Source organism: Sphingobacterium sp. WOUb80, from assembly GCF_050058145.1.
GTDB lineage: Bacteria > Bacteroidota > Bacteroidia > Sphingobacteriales > Sphingobacteriaceae > Sphingobacterium.
This window is the reverse complement of the sequence record NZ_CP165617.1, coordinates 6,313,840-6,335,031: the sequence shown is the minus strand read 5'-3', so window position 1 is coordinate 6,335,031 and position 21,192 is coordinate 6,313,840. Positions and strand designations below refer to the sequence as shown.

Sequence of the window (21,192 nt, the reverse complement as noted above, 5' to 3'; positions counted from 1 at the left end):
TTACTATAATGTATTATTTGCTACTTTTTTTGTTTGATCATCCGAAAAACTCCAGTTTCCACGTTTTTCGCAGATGATCTGACCTCCATATTTCACGTTGACGACACCATAAGCATTTATACCTACCTTTGGCATGATCTGCGTATAAAAGGTCTTTAATAATTCAAATTTCTGTTCCAATGAATCTGCAGATCCGACAATCAATTGCTGTGTCCCTATACGAGGCACAAGTTCAATATCCTTATCCGAATTCACATATATCTGCACCACCTGATTACTCCATAATTCGTCGTTTTTGATAAACTCCACAACCTTCACCAAATCCTTAACTAAAGGTGTTGATATGGTATCCAGTGCTTCATTATATCCTTCCGCGATGTTACCTGTAGCGACCATAATGTGAGGTATATACTTCAATGTTGTCGGTATTTTCAATCCTTTGGGATCCACATAAAATTCCTTTCCATTTTTGTTGATAACCCGCATGACAGCCTCGCGCTGACTAATGTTAATTCTGATCGTACCATCCATATCGGCATGTATACTGGCATCGGAAACATAAGGTAATTTACGTAAGGTTTTTTCAACCTTCTGAAAGGGGATTCCATTGACTTTCTTCCCCACGAAACTACCATAGTTCTGTTCTATTAACTTAGAGATATCCGCCTGATCAATAAAGGCTTCTGTACCTTCAATGACAATCTTAATATCTTTACAGGACTGCTGCTCATCACGTTTACCCACAATAGTCATAATCACGACGACAACAATTACACCGATAAAAAACAGTGTAAAGTAGAGGACACGATTCCATTGTATGTTACGTAATTTTTTAAGCATGCTCTAAAATTGCCTGTAACGGTTTAACCAATTTGTCAATATCACCTGCCCCAACTGTAACAATTAGTTCCGGCTTTTCATCGCGTGCGAATTCCAAGACTTCTTCTGCAGTTACAAGCTGTTTTTCCGCTGCCGTAATTTTATCCAATAACCAACCCGAATTGATCCCTTCAATAGGAAGCTCCCGCGCTGGATAAATTTCCATTAACAACAGATTGTCTGCCATGGACAGTACCTCTGCGAAACCATCCACAAAATCCCTTGTACGGGTAAATAAATGCGGCTGAAAGACCACATTTAGTTTTTTTGTAGGATACAATTTACGCATCGAAGTTAAAAATGCACGCAGTTCCTCCGGATGGTGCGCATAGTCATCGATATACACCGTTCCAGGTTTACGGACAATATATTCAAACCTTCTTTTTACTCCTTTGAATGTTGTCAATGCCTTCTTGATCGCTTCATTTTCAATCCCAAGTAAACGGGCTACTGCAATCGCGGCTACCGCATTTTCAACATTGTGGGTACCAGGAATACCTAAATGGATATCATCTATCCGCCCGTTGGTATCTTGGTAATCAAAAAAGAACTCTCCATCACGTACATGCACATTGGAAGCATATGCATCAGCGATTTCATGGCCCGAATAACTGATTTGCCCCTTAAACTCGAGGCCTTTTTTTATAATACGTGTACCTCCTTCAACAACTTTATCCAAGAACAATTGGAACGATTCAAGCAAATGGCTCCGATCGCCATAAATGTCTAGATGATCAGCATCAGAAGAAGTTACTATTGCGATATTGGGGTGAAGCGTCAAAAATGAACGATCAAATTCATCTGCCTCAACCACAACTGTATTATTATTACCATAAAGCACATTAGTACCATAGTTAGAGCTGATTCCACCCAAAAAGGCCGAACAGTCGTAACCCGAATCTTTCAATACATGTGCCACCATTGTAGAAGTTGTCGTTTTACCATGTGTACCCGCAACCGCTACCGTAAATCTACTCTCACTAATGATCCCCAAAACTTGAGATCTCTTATAGAGGATATGTCCCTGGGATTCAAAAAAAGCTTTAATCTTTGAATCTTTAGGAATTGCCGGAGTAAAAATGACTAATGTCTCCGCTGTAGGAGCATGGAAAATAGCATCAATCGTATTGACATCGTCTTGATATGATATAGCAATACCTTCATTGACCAATGTTTTAGTCAATTCAGTTTCTGTACGGTCATATCCATTCACCTCACAGCCCAAATGCTTAAAATAGCGTGCAAGACCGCTCATGCCTATACCACCTATTCCGATCAAGTAAACTTGTTTTATTGCATCGAGATTCATACGCTTCGTCTATTTTTTATTTACCAATTTATATACCTCCTCAGCAATCTGCACATCAGCATTCAACTTACCGAGTTTTTTAATATTTTCACTTAATTGCGCGACATGATCGGCTTCATTTAATAAATTTAAAGCAGCAGGCACCAAGTCTTTTTTCGCATCACTATCCTTAACCAACAATGCAGCATCTTTATTGACCAATGCCATCGCATTCTTGGTCTGATGATCTTCAGCAACGTTGGGTGAAGGCACAAGGATGACAGGTTTACCAACCACACAGAGCTCAGAAATCGTCCCTGCCCCCGCCCGACTAATAATTAAATCGGCAGCGGCATAGGCATAATCCATATGCTGCAGAAAGGCCATCATCTTGACATTGTCCGGAAGCTCCCCAATTAACTCCTCACGTAACTTTTCAACGTAGAAACTACCGCATTGCCAGATCAGCTGCACTTCCTCTCCCCTTAATTCATTCAGGTAAGCAACCACGCTTTCATTTAATGTTTTAGCCCCCAAACTACCGCCGAGTACCAAAATTGTTTTTTTGTGTGGATCTAACTCAAAGAACGCTAGAGCCTCTTCTCTTTTTCCCGCTATCGCAATGGACTCTCGTCTTATTGGATTGCCCGTGAGCAATACTTTCTCAGCAGGAAAAAATTGCTCCATCCCTTCATAGGCTACACATATTTTTGCTGCCTTTGCCCCAACTTTTTTATTGGTCACACCTGCATAGGAATTTTGTTCCTGCACAACGGTTGGCACCCCCAATTTATTAGCCATCATTAACAAAGGTCCAGAGGCAAAACCACCTACACCAACAGCCACATCCGGTCTAAAATCCTTAATTATGCTCTTTGCTTTATTTAAACTTTTCATAAGCTTAAACGGCAAAAAGATATTCTTCCACAGCTGCTTTCTATTTATTCCCTGAATATCGAGTCCAACAATCTTATATCCCGCAGCCGGCACTTTATCCATTTCCATCCGGCCATTGGCACCAACAAATAGAATTTCATTTGCAGGATCCATTGCCTTCAACGCATTTGCAATTGAAATCGCCGGAAAGATATGTCCTCCGGTCCCACCACCACTGATAATTACGCGAATTGCCATGCTTAATTTATTATTATGCCGGAATAGATCCTATCACCACTTTTTTGGGTTTAGGCTTTTCATCCAATTCCTCTTTACCTTTTAATTCTTCTATATTTCTACTCACGCTCAGGATAATTCCCAAGGCGACACTCGTAAATAAAATCGAGGTTCCTCCCATACTTACCAAAGGCAACGGAACCCCCGTAACTGGACCTAAGCCTACAGCAACAGCCATATTTGCTAATGCCTGAATCGTCAAACTAAATCCCAGACCCGCAGCCAAAAAAGTACCAAAAGCTTTGGGACTCATCGTGACAATACGTATACATCGATACATAAATGCCAGATACAGAAATAACAGAATTACCCCGCCGACTGTTCCATACTCCTCGATGATGATCGCATAAATAAAATCGGAATAGGGATGCGGCAACACGTTACGCTGCACACTGTTTCCCGGTCCTTTTCCAAAAAGTCCTCCAGTTGCTATGGCAATTTTCGCATTATTTGCCTGATAGTTTTTATCATCCTGGAAGGACACGGTTTTATCTACTTTTTCAGTATGAAAAAAAGACTTTACCCGGCTAATATAGGTCGTCCTACGAGGGCCAAAGAAGATGACCATCATTAGTAGCACTCCTCCACCACAACAAACAATGGCAATCTGCTTAAAACTGATCCGACCGATCAAGAGCAATAAAACACTCACACCAAACAGCATCAATGCTGTAGATAGATTGGCCAAGGCAATCAGGATAAATACACCACATACCGAGCCCATAATGGGTAGGAACGACTTTTTCACATCTTTAATCTCTTCCTGTTTCCGGGATAACATCCGCGCAAGAAAGACGATAAGTGACAACTTGGCTAAATCTGACGTTTGAAAGGTCAAACCTATACCGGGGATAGTCAACCAACGACTAGCCTCATTCACTTTACTACCAAATAAGAGAGTAAACAACAACAAAGGGATTGTAATACCCATCATTATTTTAGATATGCCCGCATAATACCGATAATCCAGCTTATGGGAAAGATACATCAGGATAAACCCAATGGCAATAATAGAAAAGTGCTTTAACAGATACATTTCAGTCCCTTTCCCCTCTTTATAAGCCAACGTACCTACCGAACTGTATACAGCCAAAAGCGACCATCCCGATAAGATAATCACAATGATCCATATCCATCGATCACCCTTCAATTTAGACATTATATTCTGTAGCATATCCTTCCTCCTCTTATTGGGTTACACCATTTATAATTCCATGACTGCAGCTTTAAATTTGTCGCCACGATCTTCATAGTTCTTGAACCAATCAAAACTAGCACATGCTGGCGATAGCAATACCGTATCCCCTTTTTGCGCCAAATGCGAAGACAATACTACGGCATCTTGCATGGAGGTACTGTTGACAATAATCTCCACATCTTGTTCAAATGCTTTATGAATTGCTGCCGTATCTTTTCCCAAACAAACAATAGCGCGCACTTTGTCTTTGACCAAATCAGCAAGCATACTGTAATCATTTCCCTTATCTACACCACCTAATAACAATACAATTGGCGTAGAGAAACTTTCCAAAGCATACCATACCGAATTTACATTCGTTGCCTTTGAATCGTTAATGTAATTTACACCGCCGATACAGGCTACATGTTCCAGGCGATGTGGAATATTCACATACGAGCCCATGCTCTCTTTCATCACTTGATTTCTCAATTCCTGCACTTTCGCAATTAACCCAGAAGCCATGCTATTATAAATATTATGCTTCCCCTGCAATGACAATTCCTCAGCTCTCATAGTGAATGTATCGTTATTTGGTGTATTAATAATTATTGTTTTATTGGCATTTAAATAAGCGCCCAATTCAACAAGTTGTTCCTGTGTAAAAGGCAAATAGGTCCCTTTACTATGATGTCTTTCCAATCCTTTAATTGTTTCTGGATCGTCCAGGCAGTATATAAAATAATCGTTCTCCGTTTGATTCTGAATCATCCTGAATTTTGAATCCACATAATTTTCCATTTTATGGTCATAGCGATCCAAATGATCAGGCGTAATATTCAATATAACAGCAACATCTGCTCTAAAATGGTACATATCATCCAGCATAAAGCTTGATATTTCCAAGACATAGCAATCAAACTTTTCTTTAGCTACCTGAAGCGCAAAGCTCTTTCCGATATTGCCTGCCAGTCCGACATTTAAGCCTCCGTGTTTGAGCATCTCGTAGGTCAGCATGGTTGTCGTAGACTTCCCATTTGATCCTGTGATACAGATTAATTTTGCATCTGTATACTGCGCTGCAAATTCAATTTCCGCAATCACAGGTATATTTTTTGCTTTCAACGCGACCACCAAGGGCACAGTCTCTGGAATACCAGGGCTCTTCACAACCAGCGCAGCATTCAAAATCCGTTCTTCATCATGATTACTTTCTTCAAAAGCTATTCCCTCGGCTTTTAGTTGTTCCTTATAATGGTCTGCAATAAGCCCTTTATCTGACACAAATACATCAAATCCCTTTTCTTTTCCAAGAATAGCCGTTCCAACACCGCTTTCGCCGGCGCCTAAAATGACCAAACTTCCAGATTGAGGATAATATGTTGTTGCAATGTTTGACATCATTATCTAATTTTCAATGTTACAATAGTAAGAATGGCCAATATGATTCCTACAATAACAAAACGTGTTACAATTTTCGCTTCGTGATAGCCCTTCTTCTGAAAATGGTGATGTAATGGCGACATCAAAAAGATCCGTCTCCCCTCACCATATTTCTTCTTTGTGTATTTGAAATACGACACCTGAAGAATAACAGAAAGATTTTCCAACAGAAATACACCACACAAAATCGGAATCAACAATTCTTTCCGGATCAGGATAGCAAAAGCAGCAATTATACCTCCTATTGCCAAACTTCCCGTATCACCCATAAAAACTTGGGCTGGATACGTGTTATACCATAAGAAACCTACGCAGGCCCCCACAAATGCCCCGGCGAAAATCACGAGTTCTCCGGAATTGGGGATATACATAATATTGAGGTAATCTGAAAAGATCACGTTACCCGACACGTACGCCAAAATGGCTAAAGTAACACCAATGATAGCGGATGTACTCGTAGCTAAACCATCGATACCGTCCGTAATATTTGCACCGTTTGAAACTGCCGTAACGATAAAAATAACGACAACTAAAAAGACGACGAAAGTCAGATAATCGCTCTGTAGTCCGAATATTTTAAACACCTTAGCATAATCAAACTCGTTATTTTTATAAAACGGAATATTTGTCTTAGATGATTTCACGTTTTCAGCATAGGTCTTCTCCCCTGTGCCTTCATTGATAACCACTTCAACGGGCTTGGTAGAGGTTGGTTTATCCACCCCTTTGCGAACAACGATATCTGGATGAAAGTACATCGTACAAGCAATAATAGCTCCCAAGCCAACTTGTCCAACTACTTTAAACTTACCAGCTAAACCTTCTTTATTATGTCTAAAAACCTTAATATAATCGTCCAAAAATCCAATTGCACCCATCCAAAGTGTTGTCACAATCATGATAATCACATAGATATTCGTCAATTTCGCAAATAACAAGGTAGGAATAAGGATACCTGCAATGATGATGATCCCACCCATTGTTGGCGTACCAGCTTTCTTTTTTTCTCCCTCAAGCCCCAAATCACGAATTGTCTCTCCGACTTGCTTATTGTGCAAGAATTGAATCAATTTTCCCCCAAAAACCGTGGTAATAATCAATGAAGCAATTACAGCCATAGATGTCCGGAAGGAGATGTATTGAAACAAGCCTCCCCCTGGTATATGAATGTATTCACTGAGCCACGTAAAAAGATGGTATAACATATTTCTATTTTTCGTTAAATGTATTCTCTAAAACTTCTTTGTCATCAAAATGATGTTTCACACCATTTATATCCTGATACTTTTCATGTCCTTTTCCTGCTACAAGGATAATATCACCCGGATTAGCCAACTGATAGGCTACCCGTATCGCTTCCTTCCGATCAGCTATAGAAAGTGTCTTCACCTTTTGATCTGCTGCCACACCAGCCTCAATATCTTTAATAATCTGATAGGGATCTTCTGTACGTGGATTGTCGGAGGTAATCAAAAAACGATCGCTATAAAGCAAGGCCGCTTCAGCCATTTCAGGCCGTTTGGTTTTATCCCGATCGCCTCCACATCCCAATACAGTAATGATTTTTTGTTCTGGGCGTCTCAATGAACTGATGGTCTTCAACACATTTTCCACTGCATCAGGCGTGTGTGCATAGTCTACAATTCCAAAAACACCCGAAGCCGATTTCATCGTTTCAAATCTTCCTTCAGCTCCCTTTAGCGTACTTAGTGCAGTCAATACTTTCACCGTTTCCTGCTCAAGCAATATCGCAGCAGCATAAACCGCCAAAAGGTTATATGCATTGAAATCGCCGATCAATTTCACCCATACTTCCTGTCCGTCAACACTCATCAACATACCATCGAAATGGCTTTCGATCACCTTTGCTTTAAAATCTGCACCAGAACGCAAACCATAGCTTTTCCGGTGTGCCACTGTATTTTGAAGCATGACCTGACCATTTCTATCGTCAGCATTTGTCAAAGCAAAAGCATTCGCGTCCAAATCATCAAAAAACTTCTTTTTCGCTTTAATATAGTTATCAAAAGTTTTATGAAAATCCAGGTGATCATGTGTAATATTCGTGAATATTGCACCCGCAAATACCAATCCTGCAATACGTTCCTGAACGACAGCATGCGAACTAACCTCCATAAATGCATAGTCACAGCCATCATCAACCATATCCCGTAACAATTTATTCAATTGAATAGGGTCTGGGGTTGTATGCGTTGCAGGTATAATCTTCGTTCCAATCTGGTTTTGCACCGTAGATAATAAGCCTACATGGTAGCCCAACTCAGTAAACAGTTGAAACAACAAGGTAGCTACTGTCGTTTTACCATTTGTACCGGTCACACCTACAAGTTTCAGCTGCTCAGCAGGATTTCCGTAGAAATTAGCAGCAGCCACCCCCAAAGCATAAGCAGAATCCGCCACTAAAATATAAACCACAGAATCCAATGTTTCTTCTGGTAATTCCTCCACAATAACAGCTCTGGCTCCCGAAGTAATCGCTTTATCAACAAATAGGTGACCGTCTGTTTGAACACCCCGCACTGCGATAAATAAACTTCCCAACTCCACTTTCCTGGAATCAAAGCACAAAGAGTGCACATCAACCTCTTCAAGGTTCCCTACAACCTGCTGTACAGGAATAGCATGCAATACTTTTTTTAAATCCATCATTACTTAAGTTCTAAATTTATCGCCGTTCCAAAAGCCAGTTTCTGTCCTGCAGCTAACGACTGCATTCCCACTCTTCCTTTTCCTGTCACGTGCGCTTTAAATCCTGCATTCTCCACAACATATAAAGCATCCATCAATCCCATTCCGACAACATTCGGAACGATTCCTTCTTTATATTTTAAATCTATGAATGGTACGCCTCGTGTCGATGTATCCACCTCTCCCCGTGCAATTGTATCCCAATTCACGGTATTAATTCCCAACCTGTCGTATACTTTTTTACTAGCTTCCTTCGACCCTTGTAAAGTCAATGGCATTCTTCCGCCCACATTGACCGCTTTAAACGTCTTTTTCCCTTCCATCTCCATATCGTTGGCATAAACCATATCGGCAAGCTCTTTAAACACTGGCCCCGCGATAGATGCACCATAATATCCATTTCTCGGGTTACGAATCACCACAATAATGGAATATTTTGGATCTTCAGCCGGAAAATACCCTGCAAATGAAGATTGGTATCTTCTTGCACCATACCCTCTCGAGCCATCAGCCATCTGTGCGGTACCTGTTTTACCACCAGAGCTATACAACGGACTGGCAACACTTCTGCCAGTTCCTTCAGTCATGACACCTTCCATCATTCCCCGTACCTCTGCTAAAGCATGGTCTGAGGCTATCTTTTCGTTAATCACTTTCGCCTGAAACGTTTGAATTGTATTTCCTAAATGCCGAATTTCTTTAACAAATAGCGGCGCTATCAATTTACCGTTATTGGCGACAGCATTATAAAATGTCAAGGTTTGCAATGGCGTTATTTTCATTTCATAACCATAAGCCATCTGCACAAGCGACAATCCACTCCAGCTCTTGCTTTTCGATGATTTTACCAAGGGTACACCTTCCCCTGGAATCTGTAAATCTAAAGTCTTACCAAAACCGAAAGAATGCAGTTTCGAAGTAAACTGATCTGGATTATCTTTATATGCCTGATAAACAAACTTAGTGACACCCACATTTGACGATTCCTCAAAAGCCCTTTTCGCTGAAATTATAGACTTCTTAGGCGCATGTGAATCACGAATGGTATGCTTGTAAATTGGCCAATTACCATTACCAATATTCACAGTTGTACTCGAGTCTATTTTCTTATCATCAATCAAAGCTAGATAAGAAGCCAACTTAAATGTTGAACCCGGGTCTGCACTTTGCGCAATTGCAAGATTGAACTTTTCACGATAGACACCATCTTTATCTCGCATAAAATTAGCCACCGCACGCACTTCGCCTGTTTTCACCTCCATCATCACAACACAGCCCTCATCCGCATTACTCGTAATCATCTGCTTCTCCAGAGCCCTTTGCGCCATATCCTGCATATTCACATCAATGGTAGAGATAATATCAGACCCATCAACCGGGGCAACCTCAATATCTTTGTTAACAGGAATCCACACCCCACCGGCGATCCGTTGCATCAACCTCTTTCCACTTTTTCCGTCTATATATTCACCATATGCCCCCTCCAGTCCAACATGAATATTTTCCTTCACATTTTTATAACCGATGGTTCGAGCAGCGAGATTGACAAAAGGTAAAATACGTTTGTTCTGCCGATCTGTGATCAAACAACTTGGAAAACGCTCCTTGTTGACACGAGCAGATTTAAGCAGAGGAAATTGTTTTATCCGTTTTAAATCCTGATGCGACACATTCCGTTTCAACAACAAGTAGCGCTGTTTTTTATTTCGCGCTTGTTTTAATAATGTCAAATACTGCCGAGATGATTTATCTTTAAAAAAATCAGCAAGTTTAATGGCCAAGGAGTCAACCTTCAGATTGAAATACTCTTCACCTTCTTCCGGAATAGCCATTGCATCAAAACGAAGCTCATATTCAGGTACTGAAGTAGCCAACAAGCTCCCATCATTTGAATAAATATTACCACGAGCAGCTTCTACCTCCCGTTCCTGAATAGAAAGGCTATCTGCTAAAGCTTTCCAATGCTGCCCATCGACATATTGCAATTTGGTCATTTTCCCAAATACCAAAAACGCAAGCAGTACAATAAGCCCGAAAGCAAAGTAGACGCGAACAAGAATCGTATTTCTGATACTCATAACTCTTCCTATTTATCTTCTTTATTCTCTATAACTTCAACTTTGATCGGCGGCTCCACACGCTCTTTCAACCCCAAAGAATCCACTCGTTTTGCAATTTCTGTCTGTGTAGACATCTTCATCAGTTCGGCAGAAAGAGACTTATGATCCCAGCCCAATTCCTTCACCTCTTTACTTACTTTATCGATACTCCGAATAGTTCGCTCTGCAAAATGACGATTGGAAATATACAACAACATCAGAAAGGCGATAAAGGCTCCGAAAGGCAAGTACTGCAATATTTTATTTAACGAAAGGTCTCCAACGGTAAAAAGCGTTTTAATAAACGCTTCTGTTTCTTCCGCCTTTTCTTCGACAGTTTCTTGTAGTTCTTCCTGAACTTCTTCACTCAATTCTTTCTGTCTTATCGTATTTCTGCTCATCCTCTCGCTCCATTTTAAGACAAATCCAACTTTTCAGCAATACGCAGTTTCGCACTGCGCGATCTATTATTTACCGCCAACTCTTGCGCAGATGCCGTAATTGCTTTACGGCTCAACACATGAAATGGCTTAATTTCATTTCCAAAAAAATCCTTTTCAACTTCCCCTTTAAACTTACCTTTGGCCATAAAATTTTTAACCAAACGATCCTCCAAAGAGTGATAGGACATCACAGCCAATCGGCCTTCCACACCGAGCACATCAACTGTCTGCAACAAAAATTCCTGCAAAGCCTCCAACTCACGATTCACCTCTATACGAAGAGCCTGAAATACCTGCGCATGGTACTTATGTTCTTTACCTTTTGGAACCAGACGTTGAATCACCTCTTTCAATTCAGCAACAGTCTGGATCGGCTGTGATAAACGCGCAGTAACAATTGTTTTCGCAAGCGACTTGGCATTCATGATCTCACCATACATACCAAAAATACGATGAAGATCCTCCTCCGAATAGGTTGCCAACAGCGACTTCGCATCCAGATCACCAACTTGATCCATACGCATATCCAGGTCTGCATCAAAACGAATGGAAAAGCCACGGTCCGCAGCATCAAATTGATGCGAAGAAACACCCAAATCTGCCAAGATACCATCTACAGAACGTACACCTTCCAAACGAAGACTATTCTTTAAAAACCGAAAGTTTTGATGTATCAATGTAAAACGAGGATCGTCAATTGCATTTTCCAATGCATCCGGATCTTGATCAAAAGCAAACAGCTTCCCCTTCGGCCCTAATCTCTTCAGAATCTCCCGAGAATGACCACCACCACCAAAAGTCACATCCACATAGATACCCTCCGGCTTTATAGCCAAAGCATCCATGCATTCTTGTAACATTACCGGAACATGATATACATTCTCCATACACTTATAATCCAAAATTAATATCTCCCATTACCTCAGCCGCCAAAGATGATATATCCTCCACTCCGCCATCACCCATCAATTCGTCATACCCTTCTTTTGACCAAACCTCAATCTTATTAAACTGACAAGCCAAAACCAACTCAGTGTTTATACCCGCAAATTCCAACAAACTTTTGGGTAACAAAACACGACCCGCAGCATCCAATGTCAATTCTGTGGCGCCACGTGTAAAAGCACGGACAAACGCACGAACTTTAGGATCAAATTGATTCAATTTCGCCAGCTTGGCTGTCATCAAATCCCATTCCTCCCGCGGATAAAATACCAGATGTTTCTCAAAACCGCGATTCACCACAAGACCATCCCGCTCTACATGAGGCATTTGCCTCTTGAGCGCAGCTGGCAACACCATTCTTCCTTTGGCGTCTAACTTGCATTCGAATTCTCCGATCAACTGAGTCATATCGTCAATTATCCTATTCTAATTTAAATGTAAAAGTATACACTTTCTCCCACTTTCCCCCACTTTATCACATAAAAAAGTTTTCCACATCGAAAAATAGCTACAACAAACAGAAGTCGACTTCAGAAGAAACATGTATAAAACCTTATTTACAAACAGTTAAACACCTATTTATCCAAAAAAAAAGCTATTATACAAAACATGATTTATCGCACTTTTTTTTGTCAAAAACAGAAATGAATTGTAAAAATTTCCTCTTTAGAAATTTAATTTTACCTAATTTTTCTCAAAAAAGGGGGCAAAGTGGGAGACATCAAAAACAGAAACAAAACATGTGGAAGAAAGTGGGAGGAGGCTACTCAAATAACCTAAACAGAATTCGTTATTGTCGAGTAAAACCAATAATTTTGCGTCAAATATAATTTTCATAACGATATGCACAGAACACACACTTGTGGAGAATTAACACTAGCTGACTTAGGGAAAACGGTTACCCTAAGTGGATGGGTTCAGAAATCGCGCGATTTGGGCGGTATGACTTTCATCGATGTTAGAGACCGATATGGTATCACACAATTAACGTTCAATGCAGATGATGATGCTTCCTTGCGCGCAAGTGCCCGTGAGCTCGGAAGAGAATATGTCATCAAGGTAACCGGAGAAGTTATCGAACGTTCCAATAAAAATGCTAAAATCTCTACAGGAGATATTGAAATCAAGGTTTCAAATCTTGAAATATTAAATGCCGCTAAATTACCTCCTTTTACAATAGAAGATGAAACAGATGGTGGTGATGACATCAGAATGAAGTTTAGATACCTGGATTTACGTCGTAACCCCGTACGTGAAAACCTTATTTTACGTCATAAGACCTCACAAGAGGTACGTCGTTATCTTGACTCCCAAAACTTCCTGGAAGTAGAAACCCCATACCTGATTAAATCAACTCCAGAGGGAGCACGCGACTTTGTCGTACCTTCCCGTATGAATCCTGGAGAATTTTATGCGTTACCACAATCCCCACAGACCTTCAAACAATTATTGATGGTTTCAGGATTTGATCGCTATTTTCAAATTGTAAAATGTTTTCGTGATGAAGATTTGCGTGCAGACCGCCAACCAGAATTCACGCAAATAGACTGTGAAATGTCTTTTGTAGAACAGGAAGATGTATTAAATATCTTTGAAGGACTTGCAAAACATATCTTCAAAACAATCAAAGGTATCGACTTAGGGAATGTTCCGCGTATGACTTACGCAGATGCGATGCGCCTTTACGGATCAGACAAACCGGATATCCGTTTCGGAATGCAGTTTGTTGAACTAAACGAGGTTGCCAAAGGAAAAGGTTTCCCTGTATTTGATGCAGCAGAGTTAGTGGTTGGTATCAATGCGGAAAATTGTGCGCATTATACCAGAAAACAACTGGATGCATTGACAGATTTTATCAAACGTCCACAGATTGGTGCAACGGGCTTGGTATATGCGCGTGTGAATGAAGATGGTTCAGTCAAGTCGTCCGTTGATAAATTTTTCACGCCAGAACAACTGTCGGCAATTGCAGAAGCGTTCCACGCGAAACCTGGCGACTTATTGTTAATTATGGCTGGTGGAACAGACAAAGTTCGCAAACAACTCAATGAATTACGCCTTGAAGTTGCGTCACAACTTGGTTTCCGCAACAAAGAAACCTTTGCACCATTATGGGTCGTTGATTTCCCACTATTGGAATGGGACGAAGAAAGTGGCCGTTTCCACGCCATGCACCACCCATTCACTTCACCAAAACCGGAAGATATTCCACTTTTAGATACCAATCCCGGAGAAGTAAGAGCAAATGCCTATGACTTTGTTTTAAACGGTGTAGAAGTCGGTGGTGGATCAATCCGTATCCATGACAGAGAGCTTCAATCGCTCATGTTCAAACATTTAGGATTCAGTCCTGAAGAAGCAAAAAAACAATTTGGATTCCTTATGGAGGCCTTTACCTTCGGTGCTCCCCCACATGGTGGATTGGCCTTTGGTTTTGATCGACTAGTATCCTTATTGGCAGGTTTAGATTCTATCCGCGACGTCATTGCCTTCCCAAAAAATAACTCGGGAAGAGATGTTATGATTGACGCCCCGTCAACCATCCACCAAGAGCAGCTGGACGAGCTAAGCTTAAATATTGCGATAAAAGCATAAATTATTTAACTCGATTTTCGAGAAACAATTTATTAACAGTATATTTAAAAGTTGGTAATTTTTACCAACTTTTTTTGTGAAAAATTAGCAGATTAGATGGCAGAGAGTACCGCTAATACGTTTATTAAGGAAAGTGCGCAAAAAGCATTTGACACCAAACACCGCGATATTATCAATTACAATATCGACAAATACAGCATGGCTTTCGAAAAAGGCAAGAGCAAATTTGCGGACCTTGAAAATAGCAAGATAAAAGCGAACCTGATCAAATGGAAGGTCATGGAAAATCTCGATCGTTATTTGTTGCAATTTGAAGCAAACTTCACGGCTCGAGGCGGAAAAGTAATCTGGGCCAACGATGCTACGGAAGCCTTAGACGAAATCTATTCGATCATTGCACGTAAAAAAGCAAAATCTGTCGTAAAGTCAAAATCGATGGCGACAGAAGAGATCGAGCTTAATCATTTTCTGGCCTCCAAAAATATTGAAGCCATAGAAACTGATCTTGGCGAGTATATCATTCAGCTACTGGACCAAAAACCCTATCATTTTGTTACGCCGGCCATGCATCTGAGCCTGGAAGATATTGCCAAGCTTTTTCACGAGAAATTTGACACACCGCTAGATGCATCTGCGGAGCAACTTACAATGAAGGCCCGTGAATTACTTCGAGATCGCTACCTATCGGCAGAAATTGGGATTACAGGAGCCAATTTCTTAATTGCCGAAACTGGAAGTATAGCAATTACCGAAAATGAAGGAAACGCCCGATTGACATCGACCTTCCCCAAAACACATATCGCCGTCGTTGGAATAGAAAAAATCATTCCCAACGTACAAGATTTGGAAGTCTTTTGGCCACTCCTATCCACACATGGCACGGGTCAAAATCTAACGGTATACAATACGCTACTCACTGGGCCAAAACAGCCTTATGAATCGGATGGCCCCGAAGAAATGTATGTTATACTGCTTGACAATGGCCGCAGCAAACTCTTAGCGCAAAAAGAACAACGTCAGGGCTTATATTGCATCCGCTGTGGTGCTTGTCTAAATGTATGTCCAATCTATCAGAATATCGGTGGGCATACTTATGAAACGACTTATCAGGGTCCAATTGGATCGCTCATATCGCCACATTTAAATGGCATGAAAGAATTCAAACACCTAAGCTACGCTTCCACACTCTGTGGAAAATGTACAGAGGTCTGTCCCGTTGGTATTGACATACAGCGCATGCTTCTCGTCAACAGAAAAGATTCAGTTGATCAGGGGCTGGCAACAAAAACGGAACAAAAAGTATGGCAGTGGTTTACCTACGGGATAATGCGCAGAAAACTGATCGATTTCTTTGGTGGGAAATTCAAAAATTTCTTCCTCAAAAAACTCTTTCAGAAAACCTGGGGAGATCAACGGGAACTACCCAAATTGGCCGACAAATCTTTCTCCAAACAATGGAAAGAACATCAAAAAAATAAAGAATAACAAAAAAGTGGCATTAGACGATCAAGCTAATGCCACTTTTTTTGTTAGCTTCGCTCCCAAACCTCATTACAAATGACTTCCGAAAACACAAAAACTTATCTTCCATGGATTGATTTCTTGCGCATTCTCGCCTGCTTCATGGTACTCATATCCCACAGCTGCGACGCCTTTGTCGGAACCTTCGATAACAGTAGCACCTTTCATCAAGGTGTATTCTGGGGAAGTATTGTCCGCGCCTGTGTACCCTTATTTGCGATGATGTCAGGTATACTCCTTTTTCCCGTTAAGACCGATCTGGCCACCTTTTATAGAAAGAGAATTGGAAGAATAATTGTTCCACTTATCTTTTGGTCAATTGTATTGCCAATCGCTTTTTTTGTATACCTGAATTTCATTAAAAGTAGCCCCAGTGCGTTGATCGATATGAATAATTTTACGATGCAAGCAACAATTACAAAAATTTATACCGCAATATTTAATTTTAACTACGATACTACCCCCCTATGGTATATGTATATGTTAATTGGTCTATACCTCATCATACCTATCATCGGCAGCTGGTTGAATCAGGCAACAAAAAAAGACATTCAATATTTTCTTGCATTCTGGATAGTCACACTTCTCATTCCATACATCAAAATGATTGCTCCAACAATGGGATATACGGGAAATTATGAACAGATGGGGATCTGGGGAGTCTGTAACTGGAATGAATTTGGCACCTTCTATTATTTTTCAGGTTTCCTTGGCTACATTGTATTAGCTTATTATCTGGTCAACTATCCATTTCAATGGTCTATCACCAAGACCATAGCGATTGCCTTACCTTTATTTATTGTTGGATTTTTAGCCACATTTTTTGGCTTCTTGGCGACTCAAAAATACTATCCCGGAAATTATGCCAACCTCGAGGTGATCTGGTATTTCTGTAATATCAACGTCGCGCTGATGACCATAGCCATTTTCCTTGTTGTACAAAAACTAAAGATACCTGAATCTACATGGATAAAACGTATCTCTTCAGCCACCTTCGGCATCTATTTATCGCATTTTATTATTGTTCAGGCGCTGACGGATACCTTCTTAAACATTCCTAATCTTCCAGCAACATTGAAAATCCTCTCCATAGCGGTACTTGGCTTTAGTCTTAGCTATCTGATCACTAAACTAATGAATAGTAATTCAATAACAAGAAGGTTTATCAAATAAGCGCATCCTGATGGGAATACCGAAGCATTTTGCAATCGTGTAACCTTTGAGCTAGACAAAACACATCGAACAAATGATGAGCTTAGGTATTAAGCATGAGCTTACATAATAAGAAAGAGGGAACCAACGGTTCCCTCCTCTACTAACACTCACCAATATTTAATATGAAAACTATCCTTGTTTAATTTTTATGATGCTTTTACGTCGGCATCATTTGTTTTAGTTACTTCACCTTTTTTTAAGTCTTTTCTTTTTAGCTGTCTGTCTTTTTTCCAATGTTCTTTGTGCATTTTACGATTTTCAGCGTAGGAATCCTTTAACGTTTTTTGTTGCTCTGGAGTTAACATTCCCATCATTTTTTCATGTTCTGCCACACGTTGTTTTTTCATTTTTGCGCGATGTTCTTTATGCTCAGCAGCTAATTTCTGATGGTCGTTTGCTTGCTTCAAATTAAAGGCATAGATATCTTTACGCTGTTTGTCTGTAAATTTCAACTTTTGATCCATGCGATCAGTTTTCATCTTAGCAACTTCCTCTGGAGTTTTATTTTTAAAACCATCATGCATTCTTCCGCCTTTGTGTTTATGCATAGAAGTTTGCATTTCTTTCATTTCTGGTTTAACATCTTTTTTTTCTTGAGCGAAACCGGCTAACATCAATCCAGATAACGCCAAACTTAACATCAACTTTTTCATTTCTTTATTTTTTATAAAACCAACAATCATTCTTTTAATAAGTACTCTTTTTCAACTTATTTATTAGTAAGAGTCGCCTCAGCTATCGAAAGTTTAATTGATGATCTGTTAAATAAAGTTAAGAAGCATTTATTGTGAGACAGCACTTAAACGGATCGGTAAAGTATACGCTACACGCACTTTAAGTCCATTTTGTACCCCTGGTTTCCATTTTTTCGCTTTCTTCAATAAGTTTATAGCAGCATCTCCCGTACCAAATTTCATATCACGTTTAACAGCAATATCTGTCAGTGATCCATCTTTTTCAACGACAAAAGAAACCTCTATAACACCCGAAACTCCTTGGTCTAAGGCCTGTTGTGGAAAGTTATAATTCTCGGCGATCCACTTCATAAAGGCAGGCAGTCCCCCTACAGGTGTTGGCATAATTTCTACTGATGTAAATGTACTATTAGAATTATCATCAGTTCCGCCTCCGGACAATGAACCATCTTTAGAACCAGTAATATCACCATCTCTTTTTGAAGAACCAAATTCACCACGCGCAATATATGTACCCGATGGACTTGCTTTCAATGTGATCCTTGAGGTCATTGTATTGGGATTTTTCAACTCATCCTGACTCACAAGTTCTTCCGTAACTTGATTTGCTTTGGCCACTTTTATATCAGGCATTCTCACCAGATCAAATTTGGATACATCTTGCGCAACCTGCTGCGGGGCTTTCTCTTTCATCATGACAGGTTCTTCAGGAACCTCTTCTTTCTCCTCTACCTTCTTTTGAATTTCTTCCAGCATGTCGGGTCCAATATCTTGAACTGTATAAATCACGGGCGGAACAGTTTGCTTAAAATATTTATTATACGTGTAGGATCCTGCGATCAGCAAAACTGCAAAAGAAACAACAATTCCCAAACCCACATTTGTTGCTTTATCAGAGAGATTTCGCAACTCGTAAGCACCGTACATTTTGTTACGACCAGCAAAAATAACGTCCAGCCATTCTTTGCGGTAGATATTCAATTTAGAGTTCATCATAACATTAAAGTTTAAATCTTTTCATTATGATGAACGAAAGCCTTATATTTCACAAAAAAATTCAAAATACTTATGAAGTCACTTTTTTCAGCTATTTTTCTACTTACATTACATGCTTGTGGTAACAATCAAAATCAATCCAAGACTGCAATTAAGCATGAAAATAAGGAAGAGACAATTTCGCCATATTTTGGTTTTTTAAACCAGCAAAAGGACTCACTAATCGCTCTTCCTATGGATCAAGCAATGGAGGGTCCGGAAAAATATAATTATGTCATTGTGGAAAATCAAGTTAGCCCCCTTGAGTTTGTTCAGAATAAAATGGATAACAAAGAGAGTAACGGAAGACAGACCGCGCAGAACTTCGCGAATAGTGAAGGTTCGTTATTTAAAATTAGTGACGCAATTAAATCCGGCGAATTTGGCATGCTTGTCAACAAGGCTTTTTTAGATCAGTACAAAATTGAGAAGTTTACAAAAGTTCAAAAAGAAACTTCTCCAGCGATTAAGGAACAGCTTGAGAAGAAATACAATAGGAAGATTAATAAAAGTACGACAGTTGCCACCCTCAGTGATCAGTCCGAGTTTAATCTTACGGTATTTGAAAATCAACAAGATTCTGCTTTAGCTGTATTTTCCTACGCAAAGGACGAACAGCTGATCAATTTGGATTTCCCGGCTTTATACGATGATATCAGCACTTGGCGTGTTGATGATGGCGGTCAGTTTGACAACGAGGCTTTTCAGATACTAACAGTATTGCGTTCTGAGCAAGGAATTAGTTTTATCAGCATCTTTTGGGGTGCTGAGGGTTATGAACTGAACTTTTACCAGCCAAAGAAAAACTTATTTACCTCTGCGGCACAAGCCTATGGGTACAGTTCCCCCTTATAAATAAACAATTTTAAGTTTCCCCTGCACCGAAGGACAGTGTCCGGGGAAACTCATATACCTGTATTAACTACAAATGCATCCTAGCCATAGGAGCAACGTCTTGGCCTACAAAATCTTTCTTTAAAAATTTATGATAACCGGCGATAGCAATCATTGCAGCATTATCGGTGCAATATTCAAATTTAGGAATGAAAACCCGCCAGTTGTATTTCTCCCCCATCTCAATTAAGCTTTGTCTCAAGCCCGAATTGGCCGAAACTCCACCCGCTATCGCAATATCTTTTACACCTGTTTCCTTCGCAGCCTTTTTTAATTTATTCAGCAAGATCGAAACAATACGGGATTGTACACTTGCACATAGATCGGCCATATTTTCAGTCAAAAAATCCGGATTCTGCTTCAATTGATCTTGAACTAAATAGAGTATCGCCGTTTTCAATCCTGAAAAACTAAAGTTAAGACCCGGGATCTGCGGTTCAGGTAACTTATAAGCAGCAGCATTACCTTCTTTCGAAAATTTATCGATAAGTGGTCCTCCAGGATAAGGAAGATTTAAAATTTTCGCTGTTTTGTCAAAAGCCTCTCCCGCGGCATCATCCAATGTCTCTCCTAAAAGTTCCATTTCAAAATAATCCTTCACCAGCACGATCTGGGTGTGTCCACCAGAAACCGTAAGACATAAAAAAGGAAAACTAGGTTTCGGATCATCAATAAAATGCGCCAAAATATGCGCCTGCATATGGTTTACATCAATTAAGGGGATGTTCTGCGCAAGTGCAAATGATTTAGCGAAGGACGTCCCGACCAAAAGTGCACCTAATAATCCCGGTCCTCGCGTAAAACTCACTGCATCTATTTGATTTTTGCTTACTTTTGCTTGGCGAATGGCTTCTTCCACCGTTGGAATAATATTTTGTTGATGAGCACGTGAAGCGAGCTCGGGAATCACTCCACCATATTTTGCGTGGATTGCCTGAGTTGCAATAACATTTGAACGAATTTCACCGTTAATACAGATAGAAGCGGAGGTTTCATCACAAGAGGATTCAATTCCTAAAATAATAGCCATAGCTGGAGGTAATAAATTTTAATACAAAAGTATCAAAAAAATAATTAAAAT

18 protein-coding genes are annotated in these 21,192 nt (G+C 40.1%); 4 read left to right on the top strand and 14 right to left on the bottom strand.

Translation table 11 applies throughout. The features are described from left to right. Positions 1-3: 3 nt before the first annotated feature. From AB1Z56_RS26100 to mraZ, 11 genes are read right to left on the bottom strand one after another with little or no spacing between them, the layout of a single operon-like run. Complete coding sequence (locus tag AB1Z56_RS26100; protein WP_309366531.1) at positions 4-840, bottom strand: cell division protein FtsQ/DivIB; 837 nt, start codon at positions 838-840, stop codon at positions 4-6. Then, positions 833-2,188, bottom strand: coding sequence for a UDP-N-acetylmuramate--L-alanine ligase (gene murC / locus AB1Z56_RS26095; protein ID WP_426790530.1), 1,356 nt, complete (start codon positions 2,186-2,188; stop codon positions 833-835). Before murC ends, AB1Z56_RS26100 begins: the two co-directional genes overlap by 8 nt. A gap of 9 nt (positions 2,189-2,197) precedes the next feature. After that, positions 2,198-3,301: an undecaprenyldiphospho-muramoylpentapeptide beta-N-acetylglucosaminyltransferase gene (murG, locus tag AB1Z56_RS26090; RefSeq protein WP_313266745.1), complete on the bottom strand. Its 1,104-nt coding sequence runs from the start codon at positions 3,299-3,301 to the stop codon at positions 2,198-2,200. 13 nt (positions 3,302-3,314) lie between these two features. Continuing rightward, positions 3,315-4,514: an FtsW/RodA/SpoVE family cell cycle protein gene (locus AB1Z56_RS26085; protein WP_309366525.1), complete on the bottom strand. Its 1,200-nt coding sequence runs from the start codon at positions 4,512-4,514 to the stop codon at positions 3,315-3,317. A gap of 30 nt (positions 4,515-4,544) precedes the next feature. Continuing rightward, positions 4,545-5,918, bottom strand: coding sequence for a UDP-N-acetylmuramoyl-L-alanine--D-glutamate ligase (gene murD, locus AB1Z56_RS26080; RefSeq protein ID WP_309366859.1), 1,374 nt, complete (start codon positions 5,916-5,918; stop codon positions 4,545-4,547). A 2-nt stretch (positions 5,919-5,920) separates the two neighbouring features. After that, the gene (mraY, locus tag AB1Z56_RS26075) at positions 5,921-7,165 is read right to left on the bottom strand and encodes a phospho-N-acetylmuramoyl-pentapeptide-transferase (protein WP_075991283.1); all 1,245 of its coding nucleotides are present in this window, start codon (positions 7,163-7,165) and stop codon (positions 5,921-5,923) included. 4 nt (positions 7,166-7,169) lie between these two features. After that, positions 7,170-8,630, bottom strand: a complete 1,461-nt coding sequence (locus AB1Z56_RS26070) for a UDP-N-acetylmuramoyl-L-alanyl-D-glutamate--2,6-diaminopimelate ligase (RefSeq protein WP_309366523.1) — start codon at positions 8,628-8,630, stop codon at positions 7,170-7,172. After that, entirely contained in the window at positions 8,630-10,747 is a 2,118-nt protein-coding gene (locus AB1Z56_RS26065; protein ID WP_313266749.1) for a penicillin-binding protein, read from the bottom strand. The genes AB1Z56_RS26070 and AB1Z56_RS26065 overlap by 1 nt, the downstream gene beginning before the upstream one ends. A gap of 8 nt (positions 10,748-10,755) precedes the next feature. After that, positions 10,756-11,169 (bottom strand): FtsL-like putative cell division protein, encoded by a 414-nt coding sequence (locus tag AB1Z56_RS26060; RefSeq protein WP_046673966.1) that lies wholly within the window; start codon positions 11,167-11,169, stop codon positions 10,756-10,758. Positions 11,170-11,183: 14 nt separating this feature from the next. Next, positions 11,184-12,098 (bottom strand): 16S rRNA (cytosine(1402)-N(4))-methyltransferase RsmH, encoded by a 915-nt coding sequence (gene rsmH / locus AB1Z56_RS26055; protein WP_426790529.1) that lies wholly within the window; start codon positions 12,096-12,098, stop codon positions 11,184-11,186. Positions 12,099-12,102: 4 nt separating this feature from the next. Then, entirely contained in the window at positions 12,103-12,564 is a 462-nt protein-coding gene (mraZ, locus tag AB1Z56_RS26050) for a division/cell wall cluster transcriptional repressor MraZ (protein ID WP_309366517.1), read from the bottom strand. A gap of 435 nt (positions 12,565-12,999) precedes the next feature. On the opposite strand from mraZ, the gene aspS reads away from it, so the two are divergent. From aspS to AB1Z56_RS26035, 3 genes are all read left to right on the top strand, one after another. After that, positions 13,000-14,751: an aspartate--tRNA ligase gene (gene aspS, locus AB1Z56_RS26045; protein ID WP_088160414.1), complete on the top strand. Its 1,752-nt coding sequence runs from the start codon at positions 13,000-13,002 to the stop codon at positions 14,749-14,751. 96 nt (positions 14,752-14,847) lie between these two features. Beyond that, on the top strand, positions 14,848-16,236 hold the full coding sequence (locus AB1Z56_RS26040) for a LutB/LldF family L-lactate oxidation iron-sulfur protein (RefSeq protein ID WP_070564924.1): 1,389 nt from the start codon (positions 14,848-14,850) through the stop codon (positions 16,234-16,236). A 72-nt stretch (positions 16,237-16,308) separates the two neighbouring features. Beyond that, positions 16,309-17,445 (top strand): acyltransferase, encoded by a 1,137-nt coding sequence (locus AB1Z56_RS26035; protein WP_426790528.1) that lies wholly within the window; start codon positions 16,309-16,311, stop codon positions 17,443-17,445. 188 nt (positions 17,446-17,633) lie between these two features. Here the strand turns inward: AB1Z56_RS26035 and AB1Z56_RS26030 are convergent, their stop codons facing one another. Beyond that, positions 17,634-18,170: a hypothetical protein gene (locus AB1Z56_RS26030; RefSeq protein ID WP_426790527.1), complete on the bottom strand. Its 537-nt coding sequence runs from the start codon at positions 18,168-18,170 to the stop codon at positions 17,634-17,636. 99 nt (positions 18,171-18,269) lie between these two features. Then, positions 18,270-19,178 (bottom strand): energy transducer TonB, encoded by a 909-nt coding sequence (locus AB1Z56_RS26025; protein WP_426790526.1) that lies wholly within the window; start codon positions 19,176-19,178, stop codon positions 18,270-18,272. 72 nt (positions 19,179-19,250) lie between these two features. Between AB1Z56_RS26025 and AB1Z56_RS26020 the strand changes: the two genes are divergently transcribed. Next, positions 19,251-20,072, top strand: coding sequence for a hypothetical protein (locus tag AB1Z56_RS26020; RefSeq protein WP_426790525.1), 822 nt, complete (start codon positions 19,251-19,253; stop codon positions 20,070-20,072). A gap of 67 nt (positions 20,073-20,139) precedes the next feature. Here AB1Z56_RS26020 and tsaD read toward each other — a convergent pair whose 3' ends face one another. After that, on the bottom strand, positions 20,140-21,141 hold the full coding sequence (gene tsaD, locus AB1Z56_RS26015) for a tRNA (adenosine(37)-N6)-threonylcarbamoyltransferase complex transferase subunit TsaD (RefSeq protein ID WP_426790524.1): 1,002 nt from the start codon (positions 21,139-21,141) through the stop codon (positions 20,140-20,142). Positions 21,142-21,192 lie beyond the last annotated feature (51 nt).

Coding starts and splice junctions, on each gene's coding strand:
- AB1Z56_RS26100 (WP_309366531.1), bottom strand. CDS start 840: ATGCTTAAAAAATTACGTAACATACAATGGAATCGTGTCCTCTACTTT.
- murC (WP_426790530.1), bottom strand. CDS start 2,188: ATGAATCTCGATGCAATAAAACAAGTTTACTTGATCGGAATAGGTGGT.
- murG (WP_313266745.1), bottom strand. CDS start 3,301: ATGGCAATTCGCGTAATTATCAGTGGTGGTGGGACCGGAGGACATATC.
- AB1Z56_RS26085 (WP_309366525.1), bottom strand. CDS start 4,514: ATGCTACAGAATATAATGTCTAAATTGAAGGGTGATCGATGGATATGG.
- murD (WP_309366859.1), bottom strand. CDS start 5,918: ATGTCAAACATTGCAACAACATATTATCCTCAATCTGGAAGTTTGGTC.
- mraY (WP_075991283.1), bottom strand. CDS start 7,165: ATGTTATACCATCTTTTTACGTGGCTCAGTGAATACATTCATATACCA.
- AB1Z56_RS26070 (WP_309366523.1), bottom strand. CDS start 8,630: ATGATGGATTTAAAAAAAGTATTGCATGCTATTCCTGTACAGCAGGTT.
- AB1Z56_RS26065 (WP_313266749.1), bottom strand. CDS start 10,747: ATGAGTATCAGAAATACGATTCTTGTTCGCGTCTACTTTGCTTTCGGG.
- AB1Z56_RS26060 (WP_046673966.1), bottom strand. CDS start 11,169: ATGAGCAGAAATACGATAAGACAGAAAGAATTGAGTGAAGAAGTTCAG.
- rsmH (WP_426790529.1), bottom strand. CDS start 12,098: ATGGAGAATGTATATCATGTTCCGGTAATGTTACAAGAATGCATGGAT.
- mraZ (WP_309366517.1), bottom strand. CDS start 12,564: ATGACTCAGTTGATCGGAGAATTCGAATGCAAGTTAGACGCCAAAGGA.
- aspS (WP_088160414.1), top strand. CDS start 13,000: ATGCACAGAACACACACTTGTGGAGAATTAACACTAGCTGACTTAGGG.
- AB1Z56_RS26040 (WP_070564924.1), top strand. CDS start 14,848: ATGGCAGAGAGTACCGCTAATACGTTTATTAAGGAAAGTGCGCAAAAA.
- AB1Z56_RS26035 (WP_426790528.1), top strand. CDS start 16,309: ATGACTTCCGAAAACACAAAAACTTATCTTCCATGGATTGATTTCTTG.
- AB1Z56_RS26030 (WP_426790527.1), bottom strand. CDS start 18,170: ATGATTGTTGGTTTTATAAAAAATAAAGAAATGAAAAAGTTGATGTTA.
- AB1Z56_RS26025 (WP_426790526.1), bottom strand. CDS start 19,178: ATGATGAACTCTAAATTGAATATCTACCGCAAAGAATGGCTGGACGTT.
- AB1Z56_RS26020 (WP_426790525.1), top strand. CDS start 19,251: ATGAAGTCACTTTTTTCAGCTATTTTTCTACTTACATTACATGCTTGT.
- tsaD (WP_426790524.1), bottom strand. CDS start 21,141: ATGGCTATTATTTTAGGAATTGAATCCTCTTGTGATGAAACCTCCGCT.